The organism is Pectobacterium peruviense (genome assembly GCF_003312355.2).
GTDB lineage: Bacteria > Pseudomonadota > Gammaproteobacteria > Enterobacterales > Enterobacteriaceae > Pectobacterium > Pectobacterium peruviense.
This window is the reverse complement of the sequence record NZ_CP161826.1, coordinates 1,694,012-1,711,360: the sequence shown is the minus strand read 5'-3', so window position 1 is coordinate 1,711,360 and position 17,349 is coordinate 1,694,012. Positions and strand designations below refer to the sequence as shown.

Genomic DNA, 17,349 nt, shown 5'->3' with positions numbered 1-17,349 from the left:
TCGTGACGCGTCACTGAGAGCGCCACGACCTGTCGTATTTTCCCCTACGACGTAGGATTTCCCACCTTCCGTCCTTCCCACTGCATCAATAGGCTCAGCGCCGCAGGCAGAGCAAGCAACGTCAGCAGCGTCGCCACCATCAACCCACCGATAATCGCGTAGGCCATCGGCCCCCAAAACACCTGATGCGCAATCGGGATCATGCCAAGAATCGCCGCCAGCGCGGTCAGCACTATCGGGCGTGAACGATGGCTGGCCGCATTCACGATTGCCTCCGTGGCGGGTTGTCCATTTTTCACATTCAGATCGACTTCGCCAATCAGAATGACTGCATTACGAATAATCATCCCCGCTAGCGCAATCGCTCCCAGCAGCGCCACAAATCCCATCGGCGTTCCGGTCGGCAACATGGCCGCAACGATGCCGATCAGGCCAAACGGTGCGGTCAGGAATGCCAGCACCATGCGGGAAATACGCTGTAGCTGAATCATTAACAGCACCAGCATCACCAACAGCGTAACTGGCAACACCGCATACACCGAACCATTGCCCTTGTCGGATTCCGCCGCAACGCCGCCTTCCGTGATGTGGTAGCCCGTCGGTAACGAGGCACGGTAGCGTTCAATTTCCGGTGCCAGCTTTTCAGACAGCGCCGGTGCCCGCACGCCCGGCGCGACATCCATCTGCACCGTGATGAACGGTTCGCGCTGACGCCGCCAGATAATCGGATCGTCAACGCCATACGACACCGTGGCAATCTGCCCCAGCGGTACCGAGCGCCCCTCCGCAATCGGAATTTGTAGATTCGCGATCGTGGCGACGTCTCTGCGTTCCTGCGGCGTACCGCGAATCACGACGTCCACCAATCGGTGTTCATCGCGCACCGAGGTCAGCGTTGAACCGGAGAATATCGCCGCCAGCATGCTGGCTACATCCTGTGAGCTGATGCCAACCGCGCGGGCTTCAGTCTGATTCAGCACCACGTTCACCGAGCGTTCAGGTTCACCCGCCGTCAGATTCACCTCGCGGACATCGGCCCGGTTTCCCACCAGGCTGGCAAGCCCCTGCGCAAGTTCACGAACCCGATTAATATCCGGCCCCGCGACCCGATATTTAAGCGGCCAGCCCACTGGTGGCCCTAATTCCAATGCCGAGACGCGCGCCACAATGCTACTAAAATCGCGCTCAAGCACCTGATTCAACCGTGCCGCCAGCGCGTCCCGCGCATCCAGATTTTTTGCTACCACCACCAACTGAGCGATATTTTCGTGACTCAGCAACACATCCATCGGGAGATAAAAACGCACCGCACCCGACCCAACATAGGTAGAGAAATGATCAACGTCAGGATCGTCCTTCAGAAGTGCTTCCAGCCGTTTCGCCTGCGCTTCCGTCGCGGCCTGTGATGCATTCGAGGGCAACGTCAGGCTAACCAGCAGTTCTGGCCTGTCCGACGCGGGAAAGAATTCTCCCTCCAATCGGGTTGCGCCGAACAAGGCGACAACCAGCAGGAGCACCGCAATGATCAACGTCATTCCCCGGTTTGCCAACGCCCGTTGCAGCCATTGGCGATAAATGCGCCCCACTCGTCCCGGTTCGTTGTTATGGTGACGAAACGTTTTTGGCAACAGCCAGACACCGAGCAGCGGGGAAAAAAGAATCGCGACGATCCAGGAACTGAGCAAGGCGATGAGGACGACGACGAAGAGCGAAAAACAGTATTCACCCGCGCTGGATGAAGCAAAACCGACGGGAATGAATCCAGCAATCATCACCAGCGTCCCCGTCAGCATCGGAAAAGCCGTACTTTCATACGCCCAGGCCGCCGCCCGTTTACGATCCCACCCCTCTTCCAGCCGCGATACCATGGCTTCTACCGTAATCATGGCGTCATCCACCAGCAGCCCCAGCGAAATAATCAGCGCCCCGAGCGAGATACGCTGCAAGCCAATACCGGTTATCTCCATGCCAATAAACGTCATCGCCAGCACAATAGGGATGGATGCAGCAACGACCAGTCCCGCGCGGCTGCCGAGAGAAACGAACGACACCGCCAGCACGATGGCAACGGCCTCCAGCAGCACTTTGATAAAGCCGCCGACCGCGCCTTTCACCACCTCAGCCTGATCGGCCACACGCGTCATGTCTATCCCATGCGGTAACTGGGCAGAAAGCGTGTTCATTTTTTCGCGAATAGCCTGACCGAAATTGAGCATGTTGCCAGTAGGTGCCATAGAAATAGCCAGTCCAATGGCTTTCTCGCCATTTACTCGAAACGTCGGTGACGGCGGTTCCGCTATTTCACGGCTAATGGTGGCGATATCAGTAAGCGGAACAAATTTCCCGCCGATGCGTAAGGTAATCTGGCGCAGACTCTCCTCAGAGGTAAACGCGCCGCTGACGCGCACGGCGATCTTTTCATCCCCAGTACGGATAATACCGGCTGGCGTAACCGCATTCTGCGCTTTAAGTGAATCAATCACCTGCTGTGAATCGATCCCTAATCCAGCCAGCCGTCGGGGAGAAAACGTTACGACGATCTGTTCTTCTTCCACCCCCAGCATGTCGACCTTGCCGACATCTGGCACGCTCAGTAGCGCAGAGCGAATATCCTCGACGCGATCGCGCAGTTCCCGTGGTGAGAACCCATCCGCGGTGAAGCCATAAATCGTACCAAACGTGTCATCAAACTCGTCATTGACGTCTGGCGGGCTGACACCATCGGGGAGCGAACTGGCGATATCCGTCATCTTCTTACGCACCGTATACCAGATATTCGGCACGGCAGAAGGCGGCGTATCATCGCGCAGGTTAACGAAAACCACCGCTTCCCCGGCACGGGTATAACTCTCGACATAATCGAGATACGGCGTTTCCTGTAACTTCTTCTCCAGCTTATCGGTGACGAAATTGACCGTGTCGCTCACCGTCGCCCCCGGCCAGGCGGCAGATACCACGGCAGATTTGATGGTAAACGCCGGATCTTCGTTGCGTGGCAAACGCTGGTAGCTCATCACGCCTGCCGCCATAATCACCAGCATCATAAAAGCGACCAATTGCTGATGCGCGAGTGCCCAGGCAGAGAGATTGAAGCGCGTAGAGGTAGAAGATTGAGATTCACGAGACATTAGCGACGCCCCTCTTCATCCAGCCGAATTTTCTCATCCGGCCGTAGTTTACTGACGCCAGCCGTTACCACGCGGTCACCCTGTTTCAGCCCATCGGTGATGTAGATCGCCGTGTCGCTGTAGCGTGCAACGGTAATCGGCTGCAAACGCACCGTCTGGGTTTCCGTGTTCACGACGTAAACAGCCGGGTTTTCTTCCTGACGGGTGAGTGCAGACGCGGGTAGCTCAATGACGGTAGTGTCGGACTGCTGTATTGCGCCATTCACGCTGGCACCCAGCACCATCGTCGCTGGTGGTGAGGTTAACGTCACCCGAACCCGAAACGTTCGCGTGACTGCATCAGCCTGCGGGCTGATATCACGCACGCGTCCTTGTACCTGAATCGCCGGATCGGATAGCAGCGACACGAGAATCGTGCGCGAGGGAAGCGACGGATTGACCAAACGTTCTGGTACATCAAACACCGCATCGCGCCCATCGAGCGATGCTAGCCTGACGACCTCCTGCCCGGCACTGACCACCTGACCGGGGTTCGCACTGACCGTTGTTATCACACCATCCTGTGCGGACGTGAGTTGCGTATAGCTGAGGCGTTCCTGCGCCCCTTTGACGGTGGTCTGAGCGCTTTCGCGCCGGGAAACGGCGGCATCCCAATTTGCCTGCGCTTCATCAAGCTGTACCCGCGCAATGGCCCCGCCCGGCGCCAGCGCCTTCATGCGGGAGAAATTGCTTTTCGCCAGCCGTTCTGCCGAGGTTGCGCTGGCTAAATCAGCCTGTGCGCTGCGCAGCTGATTTTCACTGTCGCGAGCATCGAGCATCGCAATCACATCACCGCGCTTCACGGATGCCCCCACATCCACCAAACGATTCAGGATGCGGCCATCCAGCCGGAAACCTAACGCCGTTTCTTCATGCGGGCGAATCTCCCCCGTCAGCGTCACAGGCTCACGACTCATTGCTGGCATGACGACCAGCGTTTTTACCGGCCTCACGGGCGGCGGCGCAGGCGAATCATCGGTACTGTCACAGCCGCTAAGCAACACAGCTGACAGCAGACAAAAGGCAAAACGGCTGACCATCATCACATCCTCTCACTCATCAAACGCCATCAGAACGAATACAGAACAGCCAACGTAGCGCCAGTATCATTCCGTCGTTCCACAACCTGACTATCCGCGACTTTGTCAGTCAGCCACGTTGAGGTAACCCCGACGTTGGTTGACCAGGCAGGGCTAAATTGATGCGTCCAGTTCGCGCCCAGCGCATAACCGTAGACACCTTTGCCAGCATGATAGGCGGCCAACCCAGAACGGCTGCTCTGCTGCTGCGTCACGCCGTAGTAGGTTTGATTAAAGCGGGCATCGCCCATCAACACGTCTGCCGACAGCGCCAGCACGTCGTCTTTTGTCGCGGACTGCCACACCGTGCTCTTTGCCCCGACGCGATACTGATTTCCTCTTTTTGTCTCGCTCAGTGCAAATTCACCGCTCGCTTCCAGCGCCAGCCAGGGCGCAAACTGATACCCCGCCGTTACGGTGGTAATTACCGATCCTTTGATTTTCCCCATCCCTTTCAGCCGGTTCGAACCCGCACGCCAATTGCTGTTTTTGTCATCCCTTCCCATGTCGTAGCCAATCGCGTGATCGAGATAAAAGCCGGAAGGAGACTGGTATTGCCAGCCAATGCCGTGCGAGGAATCGAAATAAAGTGGACCGCGCTGAACCGTCAGCACAGGCAGTGCCATGGTTTGACGATTTTTACTCCCCTTGTAACGCGGTGCATTCTGGGCTGCAACGCCAACGGTAACATCCGTGTGGTCACCCAAAAGCGAGGGCGCTGATGCTTCTGACTCCGCAGCGAATGCAGTGCCAGATAGCACGATAGCGGACAGACTGGTGGATAAAATCATTGTTGTTATGTTCATACATCCCCTCTTTAACGCGGTAATCTTGCACCGTGGTGTTTCCACGGCGGGTGCAATGTAATTGGTGTTGGCTTTTCAGCACCGTGACGAATTATGCTGACGCTTAATCAAGAAACGCTTTGTGGTTTTTTAAGATTTCATCAAGAGGTCGTCGATGGCAGAAAAACGGGTGTTGGTTATTGAAGACGATATGGATGCCGCCAGCGTGCTTGAGGCTTATCTGCGGCGTGATGGCTATCAGGTTTCTATCGCGTCTGATGGGCAAAAGGGTCTGCACATGGCGCTGACCAGTAAACCCGATTTGATTTTGCTGGATGTGATGCTGCCGAAAATGAATGGCTCTGAGGTGCTGTCCGCCCTGCGGCAGCGCAGTAATATTCCGGTGATTATGGTCACCGCCATCGGCGACGAACCAGAACGGATCGGCGCGCTGCGTTACGGCGCGGATGATTATGTCGTCAAACCCTATAATCCGCAGGAAGTAGTCGCGCGAGTGCAGGCCGTGCTACGGCGAACCGGCTACGCCATCCGGGAAGATGCGATCCTGACATTCGAGAATTTATCGGTTGATCCAACCTCCGTGACGGCAAGCATTGCGCTATCACCGTCTGAATCTGTCGTTCTCGATCTTACGCCCACCGAATTCAACATTCTGGTGACGCTGCTCAAAGCGCCAAACCGCGCCTTCACTCGCGGTGAGCTACTGGAAGCCTGCTTGCCGGAAAGCGATGCGCTGGAGCGCGTGGTGGATACTCACGTCCACAACCTCAGGAAGAAACTCAACCAGTACGACATCATCAACGTGCTCGTCACCGTCCGTTCTGTTGGCTATCGATTCCGGTGAACCTGATGAAAAAATCGATCTTCCTGTCAGAAAAAATGTCGCTGTGGCGCTGGCTGTGCTTTCGTATTATTTCTCTGCTGCTCGCCACCCTACTCATCATCGCCACCCTCATGTGGCTGCGCTTCGCCATCAACAATATCTACGTTGAACAGCAGATGCCGGACGAGGTACGGGCTGAGTTTCAGCAGTTAAGCAAACAAGAAGATTACGGTAATCCCCGCTACCAACAGATTGTCAATCAGTATTACGGCCCAGATTTCTTTGTGCCAAATATTGCCAGCACTGACTGGCTGGTGCTGGCGATTATGGTTCTGATCGCCTTACCGACCGTCGTCGTCATCGTGCTGTGGCGGGCGCGACCGCTGTCACAACAATTTTCCAATATCGCCAGCGCCGCACGCGACGTTGCTCAGGGAAATTTCGATGCTCGCACACAGCTTGTCGAGCAGGCACCGATGGAGTTGATTACGCTGGCGAACGACTTTAATAATATGACCACACAGCTGGAGCGCTACGAACGGGAACTGCGTGAATCCAGCGCGGCGTTGGCTCACGAACTGCGTACGCCGTTAAACGCGGCGATGGGGCGCGTTCAGGGCATGCTTGATGACGTCTTTCCGCGCGATAAATCACAGCTGACGATGGTCATCAAACAGCTCGAACAGCTCAATCACGTGATTCAGGATCTGCACTTTCTTTCACTCGCCAGAGCTGGACAACTGCAACTGGTCAAAACGCCGCTGTATTTCGACGAGATCGTCACTGAGCGGCTTACCTGGTATCGACCTCAGCTAGAGTTGGCTGGGTTTCAGACCCATGTTCATATCGAACAACCTGACTTTTGTGTTGCAGACCGTGAACGATTGGGACAGGTGTTCTCTATTCTGATCGAGAATGCCTTAAGCTACGCCAGCGAGGGGCGCTATCTGGCAATTGAGGTACGTGAACTGACCGTTCGTGAAATGGCAGTACATGAAAACGTGCCGTGCTGGCAGATTACGGTTTCTGACCACGGACCGGGGATTGAAGCAGAATCGCTGCCCCTGCTTTTCGACCGCTTCTGGCGGGCAGAACATTCACGTGGAAGACACTCCGGCGGCAGTGGGCTTGGGCTGTCTATCGCCTCAGCCATTATCACTGCACATGGTGGTACTATTTATGCAGAACGCGGCAATAACGGCGGACTTGCCATCGTGATGACGCTGCCACACACCGCCTGACGTAGCTGCATGCCGTTGGTCAATGACCAATAATGAGAAAGCATAGCGAAATTATTGCTATGCCCTTTCGCTGGTAAAAAAACCGGGAAATACCGCAATACTCATCCGCTCAACGATGAGACAAACGCAGCCACCCCAGACTCCACGCCCTACGGCGGGGTACACCGCTGTCCAACACGTTTTTTGTCCTGACCAATACTTATATTTATCTGGAATGAGATAAGGAAAAAAAGACTAATTTCGCTATAAGTATTTCGCTACTCTGCATGAGCGAAATATATCGCCTCGATTAAAACTCAATCATCAGGGTAACTATTATGAAACGTTCTCTTCACCAGGTATTCATGGCGATGACGCTAGTTAGCGCCTCCTTTTTCAGTCAGGCTGCGGAAACACAGCCATCAACGTGGCAACACATCAAACAAACCGGTGAATTACGCATCGGCGTGGCACAGGGTGAGCCGTGGTATTTTAAAAATCCGTCGACCGGAGAATGGGATGGCATCGGCTATAACATCGGCAAAGAGTTAGCCAACGATCTTGGCGTGAAACTAGTGACGGTAGAAACCACCTGGGGTAACGCCATTGCCGCCTTACAAACGGGTCAGATCGATACCATGTTGGTACTCGACCCGACAGAAGAGCGGAAAAAAGCGGTCGATTTTCCTGAGCAGCCTTTCTTTTGGTATGCACAGGGCGTATTGATTCGCGACGGCATTGCCGTTACCAACTGGGACGATCTCAATCGTGAGGATGTCAAAATCGGCGTCACGCTGGGTTCCAGCCCGGATCTGATTCTGACCAAACGTCTGCCAAAAGCACAGCTAGTGCGCTTCCCGAATATGGATGAGGGCGTAGCCGCATTCTATGCTGGCCGTGTCGATGCACTGTCGTATTTCCACCCGGCTCTGGCGCTGCAACAGGCTAAAGTCGGCAAAGGCAATTTGATTCTGCCGAAGCCGATTATTGAAGTCAGCACCAGCGGCGCAATCCGCAAAGAAGCCGACCAGACCTTCCACAACTTCCTGAATGACGAGTTTGCCAAGCTGTATAAGTCTGGTAAGACGCAGCACTACTATGAACAGGCGCTCAAACTGCGCGGCGTGGACGTCAGCAAAGTGCCGTCAGTCATTAAAGAAGACTGGAAATAAGCGGGATTCGGATAACAGAACTGTCCTGAACGGATTCAGGACGTCTGCATCAGCGGCGTCACCAGCGCAGCCACGTCCTTACATTGCTCAAGCTCAGAGAGCGCCGCCGTTGCCTGCGCAATATCAGCAGGAGCAAGCCGTGACGATAGATTTTCCGCAAATTTCTCCATGATGCGACTTTCCGTTAGCGGGTGTTCTGCGCAGCCCAGCGGAAACGCAATGCGTTCACCTGCCACAACGTTTCCTCGCGTGACGACGTCAACCTGCAATACCGGGCGGCGCGCTTGCGCCATAAGCTGGTCAAGTTCGGGAGACACCTCAACGTGAACCTTATCGGCTAGCGCCAGAAGCATAGGATTGATTAACGTATCGCCCGCACTCCAGCGGTGGCGCGGAATACGGTAGGCAAGACAGGCCAGCGCAAACGGCAGGCTGAACTGCGCATCCGTTTCATTTTTCGGTCGCCTATCCATAAAGTCAGCGGCCAATCTCTGGCTGCCTTTAACCCGAATAAGGTCAATATCCTGCGGCACCAGCGCCAACTCGTCCTGTACACGTTCGAAGGATTCCAGCGCGGTATGGATCCAGCGGCAGGCCGGATACGCTTTGAAACTGGCGTGCTGGAGCGCCCACTGTTCTCCCAAACCGCTCGACAAGATCGTCTCATCAAAATGGTCTGACCCCATCATGCGCCAGAACCCCTGATCGCCGGACAGCACATCTCTTGGGCCGATCATTCCACCGTGGTGCAGCTCAACACCACGGACGCCCGCTTCTGCGGCTGGCGCGTTGTAATCTTTAAAGGAAACCAGCGGTCGCTGCTGCCAGTTGTATTTGTGCAAGCTGGGCAACGGCGTCAAGGATGCCGCCAACCCAATCGCGTTCTCTAATCCTTCGGCATCACATCCTGTCAGCAATCCGTAGACCACCGCTGCACCTACCGACTCATGCTGGCACACGCCATAAACCTGCTGAAAACGCGCCGGACTCGGTTGCTGAGATTGGATGATCCGGCCATTGATTTCATACGCAGCGGTCAGCGCGCAGATCAGCGTTTCACCGTCGATCGAACGCTGCCCCAGCGCCGCCAGCGCGGCGGCAACCAGCGAGGCACCGGGATGCCCCATGCCGCGTCCAGCCACTTCATACCCGTCATCGTAATCCAGCGCATTGATCGCCGCCGCATTCAAAAACGCCGTGCCAATAGCCGCCAGCGGCGCTCCGCCATCCAAGATTGGGCTGTTGCCCGCAGCATAATGCAGGCGAGTGATACGTGCGCAATCCTGCACGACCTGACTCTTTGCACCTGCAATGCCGCAACCCAGGCTGTCGATAAAATGCAGCGCAATTTTTCTTCTTAATGCGACAGGAATGTCCTGAATCGTCAACCGACAGGAAAAGGTCGCCAGACGCAACGTCAGAGGTAATGCAGCAGGATGAGACATCGGCATACCGCCATTTCTTTATAAATAAAAGGAATATTAACACCACGTTTTATTATTTATTTATCATTTTTTCGACCTGCTAAGATGCATAGGTTCTAACAAAATAAGAAACGTTTTTCCTAATATACCCTAAATAATTCGAGTTTCAGGCAGGCGGCAAGCGAGGGAGTCCCGATGAGCTTACTCAGGTAAGTGATTCGGGTGACAAATCTGCCGGGAGCAGATTTGAACGCTGCTTGCAGCGGCCCTTCAGGGCGAGGCCCACGACGGGCCGAGTATTTAAACGTAGCCAACGCACATGCAACTTGAAGTATGACGGGTATACGCCATTTCCAGGGGTTCTGTATCTATGTCATATCAGTGGGATTTTTCTGCCATCTGGCCTTACCACCAGTTGCTGTTGGAGGGGCTATGGGGAACGATAAAGATCGGTGCTACCAGCATCCTGATCGGAATGCTGGCAGGCATGGTGCTCGCCGCGATGAAAATGTCGCCTCGGTTGCTATTGCGCCTGCCCGCCGTGATGTTGATTGGCTTCTATCGTAATACGCCCGCGATTGTGCATTTTTTCTGGATTTACTACGCCCTGCCCGTTATTACGCCCTTAACGTTTTCACCTTTCACCGCCGCCGTCATCGCGCTGTCAGCACAGTCCGGTGCCTTCTATGCCGAAGTCTACCGTGGGGCGATTTCTTCCATTCACCCAGGGCAATGGGAAGGGGCAAAAGCACTCGGCATGCCGCAATCGACGGCATTGCGCCGGGTCATTCTCCCGCAGGCCTTACGCAGGATGATCCCGCCTTTTATTGAGCGTTCGTTTGAACTCATCAAATCCACATCGCTGGCTTCCTCACTGGCCTATAGCGAACTGCTTTATCAGGCGATGCAGCTAAACAGCCAAACCTACCGACCGCTCGAAGTCTACAGTCTGGTGGCCGTGATGTACTTCACTCTGCTGCTGCTGATTAGCCTGTTCAGTCAACATATTGAGAAACGGCTGTCGCTGGCAGACCGTCGGCTCGCCTAAGGAACATCATGCACTATCAATGGGATTTCTCGCTGGTCTGGGACAACATTCCGGTGTTGCTGAAAGGCCTTGGCGTCACGCTCGAACTGTGGCTGATAGCAGGCGTGCTGGGAACCGCGCTGGGACTATTTTTGGGCATTTTACGCGTGTTTGGAAAGCGCTGGCTGTCATTCCCCGCCAGACTCTTTGTCGAAATATTCCGCAATACGCCCGTCCTGATCCAGCTGATCTGGTTTTATTACGCGTTCCCGGTTTTGGTCGGCGTGCAGTTTAGTACCTTTGCCGCCGCCGCACTGGCTCTGACGCTGTATAGCGCCGCGTACTGCACCGAAATTTTCCGCGCAGGACTGCAATCCATCGACCACGGACAGTGGGAAGGCGCAAAAGCGTTAGGCATGCGACACACGGTGATTCTGCGACGCGTGGTGCTGCCACAGGTATTACGCAACATGCTGCCCGCCTTAACCAACCGGATGATCGAGCTGGCTAAAGTCACTTCACTGGCTTCCATACTGGCCGTCAACGAACTGATGTATCAAGGGCGGCTGCTGAGCAGCACCTATTATCGTCCGTTGGAAATCCTGACGGTGGTGGCACTGCTCTATTTCGTTTTGATCTGGCCGGGGAGCTACCTTGCCGCACGACTTGAACGTCGTTTCCGTTCAACCCCCTAGCCTGACAGCGACACAGGATTGCTATGCGTGAAGATATTGCTTTAAGTGAAGAACGTGTTCTAAGCGAAAATCGTGATCTGAATGAAGATACCGTTCTGCGTATTCGCGGACTCCAGAAGCGCTTCGGTGCCGTTGAGGTCTTGAAAGGTATCGATCTGGATGTAAGACGTGGTGAAAAAATTGCCATCATCGGCGGCAGCGGTTCAGGGAAAAGTACCCTGCTGCGCTGCCTGAATTTCATGGAAATCCCCAGCGCTGGCACCATCGAACTGGATGGCGTGGTTTTGGGAAAAACAGACGCCAAAGGTCAACGTGACTACCCGGAGAAACAGCTTTGCGCCGTGCGGGAACGTGTAGGAATGGTGTTTCAGCAATTCAACCTGTTTCCCCATCTCACCGTGCTGGAAAATGTGCGCGAAGCACTGGTGTCGGTGAAAAAAATACCGCGACATGACGCAGATATCATCGCCAAAGCCCAGTTGGAAAAGGTTGGGCTAAGCAATAAGCAAGACGCTCGCCCCAGCAGCCTGTCCGGCGGCCAGCAGCAGCGGGTAGCGATAGCCCGTGCGCTGGCGATGTCGCCCGAGATCATGCTGTTCGATGAGCCAACATCGTCACTGGACCCAGAACTGGTAGGCGAAGTGCTGCACACCATCCGCGCGTTAGCGGAGGAAGGTCGCACCCTTCTGTTGGTCACCCACGAACTGGGATTTGCCTATCACTTCGCTGACCGCGTCGTGTTTATCGAAAATGGCGTGATCCATGAAATGGGCAGCGCCGAACAGGTGCTCAAAAATCCGCAACAGCCGCGTACACAGGCTTTTCTTGCCCGCTTTGCCGAGCGAGCCTTTTAATTCATCATTCACATTCAGGGACACCACAATGCAACCCACATTATCCAGCCAAAGCAGTCAGGCCTATTTGCAAGATCCGCGTAACAACGACGTACAGGTGTATGTGAATGGGGAATTTGTGCATCGCGACAACGCGGTGGTGTCGATCTTTGATTCTGGCTATGTGTGCGGTGACGGCGTATGGGAAGGCTTGCGCTTGGTTAACGGCCGCCTGATTGCGCTGGATGCCCATCTGGATCGCCTGTTCGAGGGTGCCGCCGCGATCCAACTGGATATCGGCCAGAACTGGGAAGCGCTGACCGCTATTCTCTATAACACGCTCGCCATTAACGGGATGACCGATGGCGCGCATATTCGCCTGATGATTACCCGTGGGAAAAAGCATACCCCGAATCAAGATCCCCGCTTTATTATCGGCGGTGCAACCATCGTGTGCGTGGCGGAATACAAGGTCGTCGATACAGAGGCGAAAAAGCGCGGGCTGACGTTGTTTACGTCCACCTACCGCACCAGCACACCGGACGTCTTCGATCTGCGACTCAATTCGCACAGCCGACTTAATCTTATTCAGGCGCTGCTACAGGCATTGCAAGCGGGAGCCGATGAGGCGCTGATGCTTGACCCACACGGCTTTGTCGCCAGTTGCAACTCCACCAAACCAACTTTTTTATCGTTCGTCGCGGTGAGCTGTGGACGTCATCGGGGCGTTACTGCTTTAACGGCATTACCCGCCAGACCCTTATCAATCTCGCTCACGCCAACGGACTCACGGTCAAGACTCAGGATTTTACGCTGGCAGAAGCCCTTACCGCCGATGAAGCCTTTGTTACTGGCACGCTGGCGGGTATTACGCCAGTAAAAGCGCTGGATGGCCGCCCGTTTAGCGCCGAACACCGCCCAGTAACTGAACAACTCAGCCGCTGGTATGAGGCGTACCTGCACGCGCAGTGATAGCGACGCATCGTCGTGATAACAATGACGATGCCACATAAAGAATATATTGGATCAGGCTTGCTCTGGCCGTGTTCTGTATGAGAACGCGATTAAGCCTGATAATCGGCAAGGGGCGAGGATAGGACGTTGCTAACAGCATTTCGTGTGAATCAACGGGGAGCAGGTCAGAGGATACAACCAATAGAGGTCTACCAGTCATTTGACCGTGTGAGAGTAGGACAAAGATGTGATTTGGATTAAAACAAGCAATTAGCACAGATACTTTGAGCCGATTCTGGACGAACCGACTCAAACTACAAATACATGGAATTCATATTGCTAATAGAACATGTTGCGATTATTTATACCACTCTGCCTTAATGGCAGCAAAATCCATCAATTTCCATTCCTCCTTCCAGAGTTGCCAATAAGGAATATCATTTGAAGATGGAGAGTGAGTACATGGTTCAATTTGGACGATTGAGGGGAGAATTATAGATTCACCAACTAGTAATGCTTCCCCTTGACGGAACGATGTCATTTTATCGATCAAAGAACCGAGCGAGTCCGGAAGTAACTTTTTAACGTATCCTTGATCCGCCGGGTTGGTTAACCGCATAGCAATAAAGTTGCTGCACTGTGAAAAGATCGTTTCGGATATCTCGGACGGACGCTGACTTGCTAGCAGTAGCGTTACACCATATTTCCTACCCTCCTTTGCAATTCGCTCTATGGCTACTTTTGAAGAACGATATTTCGACAGGTCACTATTTGGGACATATTTGTGTGCTTCTTCATAAACTAATAGAATCGGGATATCATTATTTATTTTCTCATTATTATTTCTGGCACAACGCATACGTTTGTATATGTAACCGTATTCGAAGACGAGGCGTGAAATAAGGGATACTGTTATGCTCAAAACTTCGAACGGAACTCCACTTAGGTCAATAACGGTTACGTTCGATTCACTTTCAGAAGAATATCCCAGCAGCTGTTGGAGGGTTTCTTCAAATGTGGTTTTCATGGATCTTTCACCAAGAAAAAAATTTAATCTACTATCATTAAGTTTATTCTCAAGCCGATTAACAAAGTTCGTCAACTTTCCATGGAGACTCCCCTGTGTATATTTTGGCTGTCCCGCTTTTTCTTTATTGCTTGCCGCGTAAACTTCTCCAGTATCAATCATCTCTTCATTTTTTGCGATCGTGTACGCAAGTACTTCCCGAATATCGAACAGGATAGGAGTGTCGAGGTGGATACTTTGTTTTTCAGCATCTGAACCAGAGAATTTCGCAAGTCGGTCTTTTACTATGGCTTCTTTAAAAATATTTCTCTGATTGTGATCATTGGCCTCAGTATCGAGGAAAAATTCTTCCAACTCTTCACTGTTCAGCATCCAATATGGTAAGGCTAAATTGGATATATCAATGTGATTTGCAGAAGGAAATGCTGATTTATACTCGGAGTGAATGTCGAAGATAATTACATGTGAATTATTTAGAGAGAAATCCCCTCCTTTTTCAGAAACAGCTTTCTGAATAATAGTCGCTAAAGTATGTGATTTTCCGGAACCAGTGGAACCGACAACTGCAATATGCTTATTGAAAAATTTATTTCCGTTGACAGGAACTGGAACGCTTATATTTGAAGCTAATGTAGCAAAACGGAAAGATTCCTCTTTTGGCACAGAGTCTTCATAGATTTTCTTTATGTCAGTAATAGTTGCGGGTTGAACCTCTTTTGGCGGAATAGCTAGAGAATCACCGCCTCGTTCAAACTTACCATTTCTTAAGATCCCTAAAGGAAAAGCTTCAATAATGTGATCCCGATTACCGTCAGCGCTAACTGCAATCTGGAAGTTTTCAATGATCGCTATAAGAACCGCGTTTTCGTTGTCCGCTATTTTAATGTAAGAGCCAACTTTCAATGACTCTTCCGCTATCTTAAAATTTTCGAGGTCATCCACAACGATGCGTACTTTATCGGGGAAGACTGCGATGACTTGGGCATTAATCTGCTTTTCTTGTTTGGGAGCCATGTTCATTTTCCTTTAACTAGATGATTGATTTGACGTCTGAAAGTTGTTCTATCTGGATTTTTACGTGCTGGACCGCTGGTTTGTCGTATTCAAAAAAGCTAGGGCCTATGTGAAATTGGTAAATGCGCCGAGTCTTAGTAATGATATCAACAGTCTGCATAACGTCTTGAAGAGTATTCAGAACTTTAAGTTTGATACCATTGCCATGTGTGGCTTTTAGGACAATCGATTGACAACTAAAGTCGGCACCATGGAAGTCGTGACCGTCAATGATCTTAAAACCTTCAGTGCTGAGTTCACTTTTAAGTGCGAGTAACTCACTGTCTGGTACTCCATGCAGATATATGTACGGACAGAATGAGGAAGGCTCACGCTTCGACAATTTGGACCACTTTATGGAAAGCTCAAATAAAAGATTCTTGAGCTCGTATCGAATGTAAGAAGCTGCACCTATTTCTATTAGAAAGAAGCGTTCGAACGGAGATATGTTCAATTCCGAGAAATATTCATCACGTAGAGCTGAAAAATGCGCTTTCTTTCCTTTCTTCTCTACGAACCATTCATTGAAGAGAACGCTAGAAGTATTGATCCTTTCTAGGAACTCTCTCTTTGTAATTGAGCGATTTGTTTGAGCAGCCTCGATTGAAAGCTCGCGTATAACAGCTAACGAGTTATTATAATAAAAGTATTCGGCTGAGAAAGATTTAGTCTCAAAGATCGTTTGGAGAACATCGATCACTTCACGAAATTGTGTGTCAAACTCCACTGCTCTGATATTTATTGTTAAGCGCCTCAGGAACTCTTCAAGATCTTCATCGGTAAGTTGTAAATCTTGGTGATGGTAGTATGTAACTTTGTCCTTGGTGTAAGTCAGGAAGTATTTCTTTAGGAAATCAATGTCTATATCCACATCTAATTTTTCTTGACCTGATGCATAGTGTCCGTAAATTGAGTAAAAGATCTTTGGCTTCGTACCTGCCAGCGTTTCCTTGAAATGTGATACCATATGCTTTATCGCATCTTTAATAACAGAGTGATTATATTCGGTCTTCGCATAATACTTACATTGTGTGGCAGTGACGTCAGTTGCGGTTCGAATATCAATGTCCTCTGTGCATTCTATTTCAACAGATTCGTCTAAGGATGTTAATTTCAAGATACTGAGAATAGTCAGATCGAATTGGTAAAAATAACCTCGTATTGTGTCAACTGCACTTCTGTCGGCCATAGTATGTCCAATAGTTATCGTGGTAGTTTTTTTGAATATTAACTCTCATGTGTGTCAGTATGTTACAAACCGATGCATAGTTCAATTTCTGGTCATAAAAAATTCCAACAACTAGCGATCTCGAATAAGCATCTTCATGGAAATCTTCGAAATTATACCTCTTAGTATCCTACAGAATGCTCTTCGTAGTCAGAAAATGGGAACCAGATAACATCAGTCTCATTGGTTTACTCGCTACGCAGTATGCAAGTTAGCAACGTCTGCTCCTGGCACGAAGTAGACGTTATGCCTTTTGGGCCTGCCAGCTTCAAGCAAGGTCCGAATATTCGCTTTCACACTATTGTGATATGCCCGTTGGGCGGCTCTGTTGTTTTGCCATCACGGCGCTGTAGCAGCTGACCATAATGATAGAAGTGCCACTATGCAAAGTTCTCCAGTATCTGCTTTGCATGAAGGTATTCGTAAGACGTCACTTCAATCTTGTTGTCACTGAGATCGCAGAAATATACGGACATAGATACATCGTGGTCACTGATGGTGAAAGGGATTTTTTTGTCCTTGAGGGTTGGGATCAGCCCAATAAATGCTGATCCCCCTACGCCGAAAGCCATCGTATGGCCGGGATGCTGAGATGTTCTGAGGAAAAGGGAAAGTGACGATCCGTTATTGCTTATAACCAACGGTCCTCCCTGTTCAAACCAAAAATACAAAGCGTTATCCCGGGAGAACCCCAGAACCTCGTTATACCAGTGCTCTGCCTGCTGAATGTCTTCGACGTAAACGTGTATATGATCAATTTTAGCTATTTCCATAGCGCCATTCCCTCATTGTTGTTATCAGAAAGACTTCCTGAATCGTCTTTGATAAACAGCCAGCAAAG

13 protein-coding genes and 1 pseudogene are annotated in these 17,349 nt (G+C 51.6%); 7 read left to right on the top strand and 7 right to left on the bottom strand.

The window, feature by feature from the left end; all coding sequences use genetic code 11:
- Nucleotides 1-44 precede the first annotated feature (44 nt).
- From DUT67_RS07755 to DUT67_RS07745, 3 genes are read right to left on the bottom strand one after another with little or no spacing between them, the layout of a single operon-like run.
- Nucleotides 45-3,128 (bottom strand): efflux RND transporter permease subunit, encoded by a 3,084-nt coding sequence (locus DUT67_RS07755; protein ID WP_113632560.1) that lies wholly within the window; start codon nt 3,126-3,128, stop codon nt 45-47.
- A complete protein-coding gene (locus tag DUT67_RS07750) occupies nt 3,128-4,210 on the bottom strand; it encodes an efflux RND transporter periplasmic adaptor subunit (protein ID WP_113626187.1) in 1,083 nt (360 codons plus the stop codon). The genes DUT67_RS07755 and DUT67_RS07750 overlap by 1 nt, the downstream gene beginning before the upstream one ends.
- 26 nt (nt 4,211-4,236) lie before the next feature.
- Nucleotides 4,237-5,052 carry a MipA/OmpV family protein gene (locus DUT67_RS07745; protein ID WP_113626186.1) on the bottom strand — a complete coding sequence of 272 codons (816 nt, stop codon included), beginning with the start codon at nt 5,050-5,052 and terminating at the stop codon, nt 4,237-4,239.
- A 154-nt stretch (nt 5,053-5,206) separates the two neighbouring features.
- Between DUT67_RS07745 and DUT67_RS07740 the strand changes: the two genes are divergently transcribed.
- The 3 genes from DUT67_RS07740 (at nt 5,207) to DUT67_RS07730 (ending at nt 8,267) form a co-directional block, all read left to right on the top strand.
- Entirely contained in the window at nt 5,207-5,896 is a 690-nt protein-coding gene (locus DUT67_RS07740) for a response regulator (protein ID WP_039292677.1), read from the top strand.
- Nucleotides 5,897-5,901: 5 nt separating this feature from the next.
- Nucleotides 5,902-7,116, top strand: coding sequence for a cell wall metabolism sensor histidine kinase WalK (locus tag DUT67_RS07735; protein WP_113626185.1), 1,215 nt, complete (start codon nt 5,902-5,904; stop codon nt 7,114-7,116).
- 317 nt (nt 7,117-7,433) lie between these two features.
- Nucleotides 7,434-8,267 carry a transporter substrate-binding domain-containing protein gene (locus tag DUT67_RS07730; RefSeq protein WP_039298539.1) on the top strand — a complete coding sequence of 278 codons (834 nt, stop codon included), beginning with the start codon at nt 7,434-7,436 and terminating at the stop codon, nt 8,265-8,267.
- Nucleotides 8,268-8,302: 35 nt separating this feature from the next.
- On the opposite strand, the gene DUT67_RS07725 is transcribed toward DUT67_RS07730, so the two are convergent.
- Nucleotides 8,303-9,712: an MmgE/PrpD family protein gene (locus DUT67_RS07725; protein ID WP_113626258.1), complete on the bottom strand. Its 1,410-nt coding sequence runs from the start codon at nt 9,710-9,712 to the stop codon at nt 8,303-8,305.
- 349 nt (nt 9,713-10,061) lie between these two features.
- On the opposite strand from DUT67_RS07725, the gene DUT67_RS07720 reads away from it, so the two are divergent.
- The 4 genes and pseudogenes from DUT67_RS07720 (at nt 10,062) to DUT67_RS07705 (ending at nt 13,218) form a co-directional block, all read left to right on the top strand.
- Nucleotides 10,062-10,739, top strand: coding sequence for an amino acid ABC transporter permease (locus DUT67_RS07720; protein WP_011094499.1), 678 nt, complete (start codon nt 10,062-10,064; stop codon nt 10,737-10,739).
- 8 nt (nt 10,740-10,747) lie between these two features.
- Nucleotides 10,748-11,413: an amino acid ABC transporter permease gene (locus tag DUT67_RS07715; RefSeq protein ID WP_113626183.1), complete on the top strand. Its 666-nt coding sequence runs from the start codon at nt 10,748-10,750 to the stop codon at nt 11,411-11,413.
- A 23-nt stretch (nt 11,414-11,436) separates the two neighbouring features.
- Complete coding sequence (locus DUT67_RS07710; protein ID WP_113626182.1) at nt 11,437-12,267, top strand: amino acid ABC transporter ATP-binding protein; 831 nt, start codon at nt 11,437-11,439, stop codon at nt 12,265-12,267.
- Between the two features lie 28 nt (nt 12,268-12,295).
- Nucleotides 12,296-13,218: pseudogene (locus tag DUT67_RS07705) on the top strand (aminotransferase class IV).
- 340 nt (nt 13,219-13,558) lie between these two features.
- Here DUT67_RS07705 and DUT67_RS07700 read toward each other — a convergent pair.
- From DUT67_RS07700 to DUT67_RS07690, 3 genes are all read right to left on the bottom strand, one after another.
- Nucleotides 13,559-15,241: an ATP-binding protein gene (locus DUT67_RS07700; protein ID WP_223254624.1), complete on the bottom strand. Its 1,683-nt coding sequence runs from the start codon at nt 15,239-15,241 to the stop codon at nt 13,559-13,561.
- A gap of 16 nt (nt 15,242-15,257) precedes the next feature.
- Nucleotides 15,258-16,469 carry a DUF4297 family anti-phage-associated protein gene (locus tag DUT67_RS07695; RefSeq protein ID WP_113626179.1) on the bottom strand — a complete coding sequence of 404 codons (1,212 nt, stop codon included), beginning with the start codon at nt 16,467-16,469 and terminating at the stop codon, nt 15,258-15,260.
- Nucleotides 16,470-16,888: 419 nt separating this feature from the next.
- On the bottom strand, nt 16,889-17,281 hold the full coding sequence (locus tag DUT67_RS07690; protein WP_113626178.1) for a VOC family protein: 393 nt from the start codon (nt 17,279-17,281) through the stop codon (nt 16,889-16,891).
- Nucleotides 17,282-17,349 lie beyond the last annotated feature (68 nt).

Excerpts from the sequence above, each read along its gene's own strand:
- DUT67_RS07725 (WP_113626258.1), bottom strand. The coding sequence starts at position 9,712 with ATGTCTCATCCTGCTGCATTACCTCTGACGTTGCGTCTGGCGACCTTT.
- DUT67_RS07720 (WP_011094499.1), top strand. The coding sequence starts at position 10,062 with ATGTCATATCAGTGGGATTTTTCTGCCATCTGGCCTTACCACCAGTTG.
- DUT67_RS07745 (WP_113626186.1), bottom strand. The coding sequence starts at position 5,052 with ATGAACATAACAACAATGATTTTATCCACCAGTCTGTCCGCTATCGTG.
- DUT67_RS07690 (WP_113626178.1), bottom strand. The coding sequence starts at position 17,281 with ATGGAAATAGCTAAAATTGATCATATACACGTTTACGTCGAAGACATT.
- DUT67_RS07755 (WP_113632560.1), bottom strand. The coding sequence starts at position 3,128 with ATGTCTCGTGAATCTCAATCTTCTACCTCTACGCGCTTCAATCTCTCT.
- DUT67_RS07735 (WP_113626185.1), top strand. The coding sequence starts at position 5,902 with ATGAAAAAATCGATCTTCCTGTCAGAAAAAATGTCGCTGTGGCGCTGG.
- DUT67_RS07700 (WP_223254624.1), bottom strand. The coding sequence starts at position 15,241 with ATGGCTCCCAAACAAGAAAAGCAGATTAATGCCCAAGTCATCGCAGTC.
- DUT67_RS07750 (WP_113626187.1), bottom strand. The coding sequence starts at position 4,210 with ATGATGGTCAGCCGTTTTGCCTTTTGTCTGCTGTCAGCTGTGTTGCTT.
- DUT67_RS07695 (WP_113626179.1), bottom strand. The coding sequence starts at position 16,469 with ATGGCCGACAGAAGTGCAGTTGACACAATACGAGGTTATTTTTACCAA.
- DUT67_RS07715 (WP_113626183.1), top strand. The coding sequence starts at position 10,748 with ATGCACTATCAATGGGATTTCTCGCTGGTCTGGGACAACATTCCGGTG.
- DUT67_RS07710 (WP_113626182.1), top strand. The coding sequence starts at position 11,437 with ATGCGTGAAGATATTGCTTTAAGTGAAGAACGTGTTCTAAGCGAAAAT.
- DUT67_RS07730 (WP_039298539.1), top strand. The coding sequence starts at position 7,434 with ATGAAACGTTCTCTTCACCAGGTATTCATGGCGATGACGCTAGTTAGC.
- DUT67_RS07740 (WP_039292677.1), top strand. The coding sequence starts at position 5,207 with ATGGCAGAAAAACGGGTGTTGGTTATTGAAGACGATATGGATGCCGCC.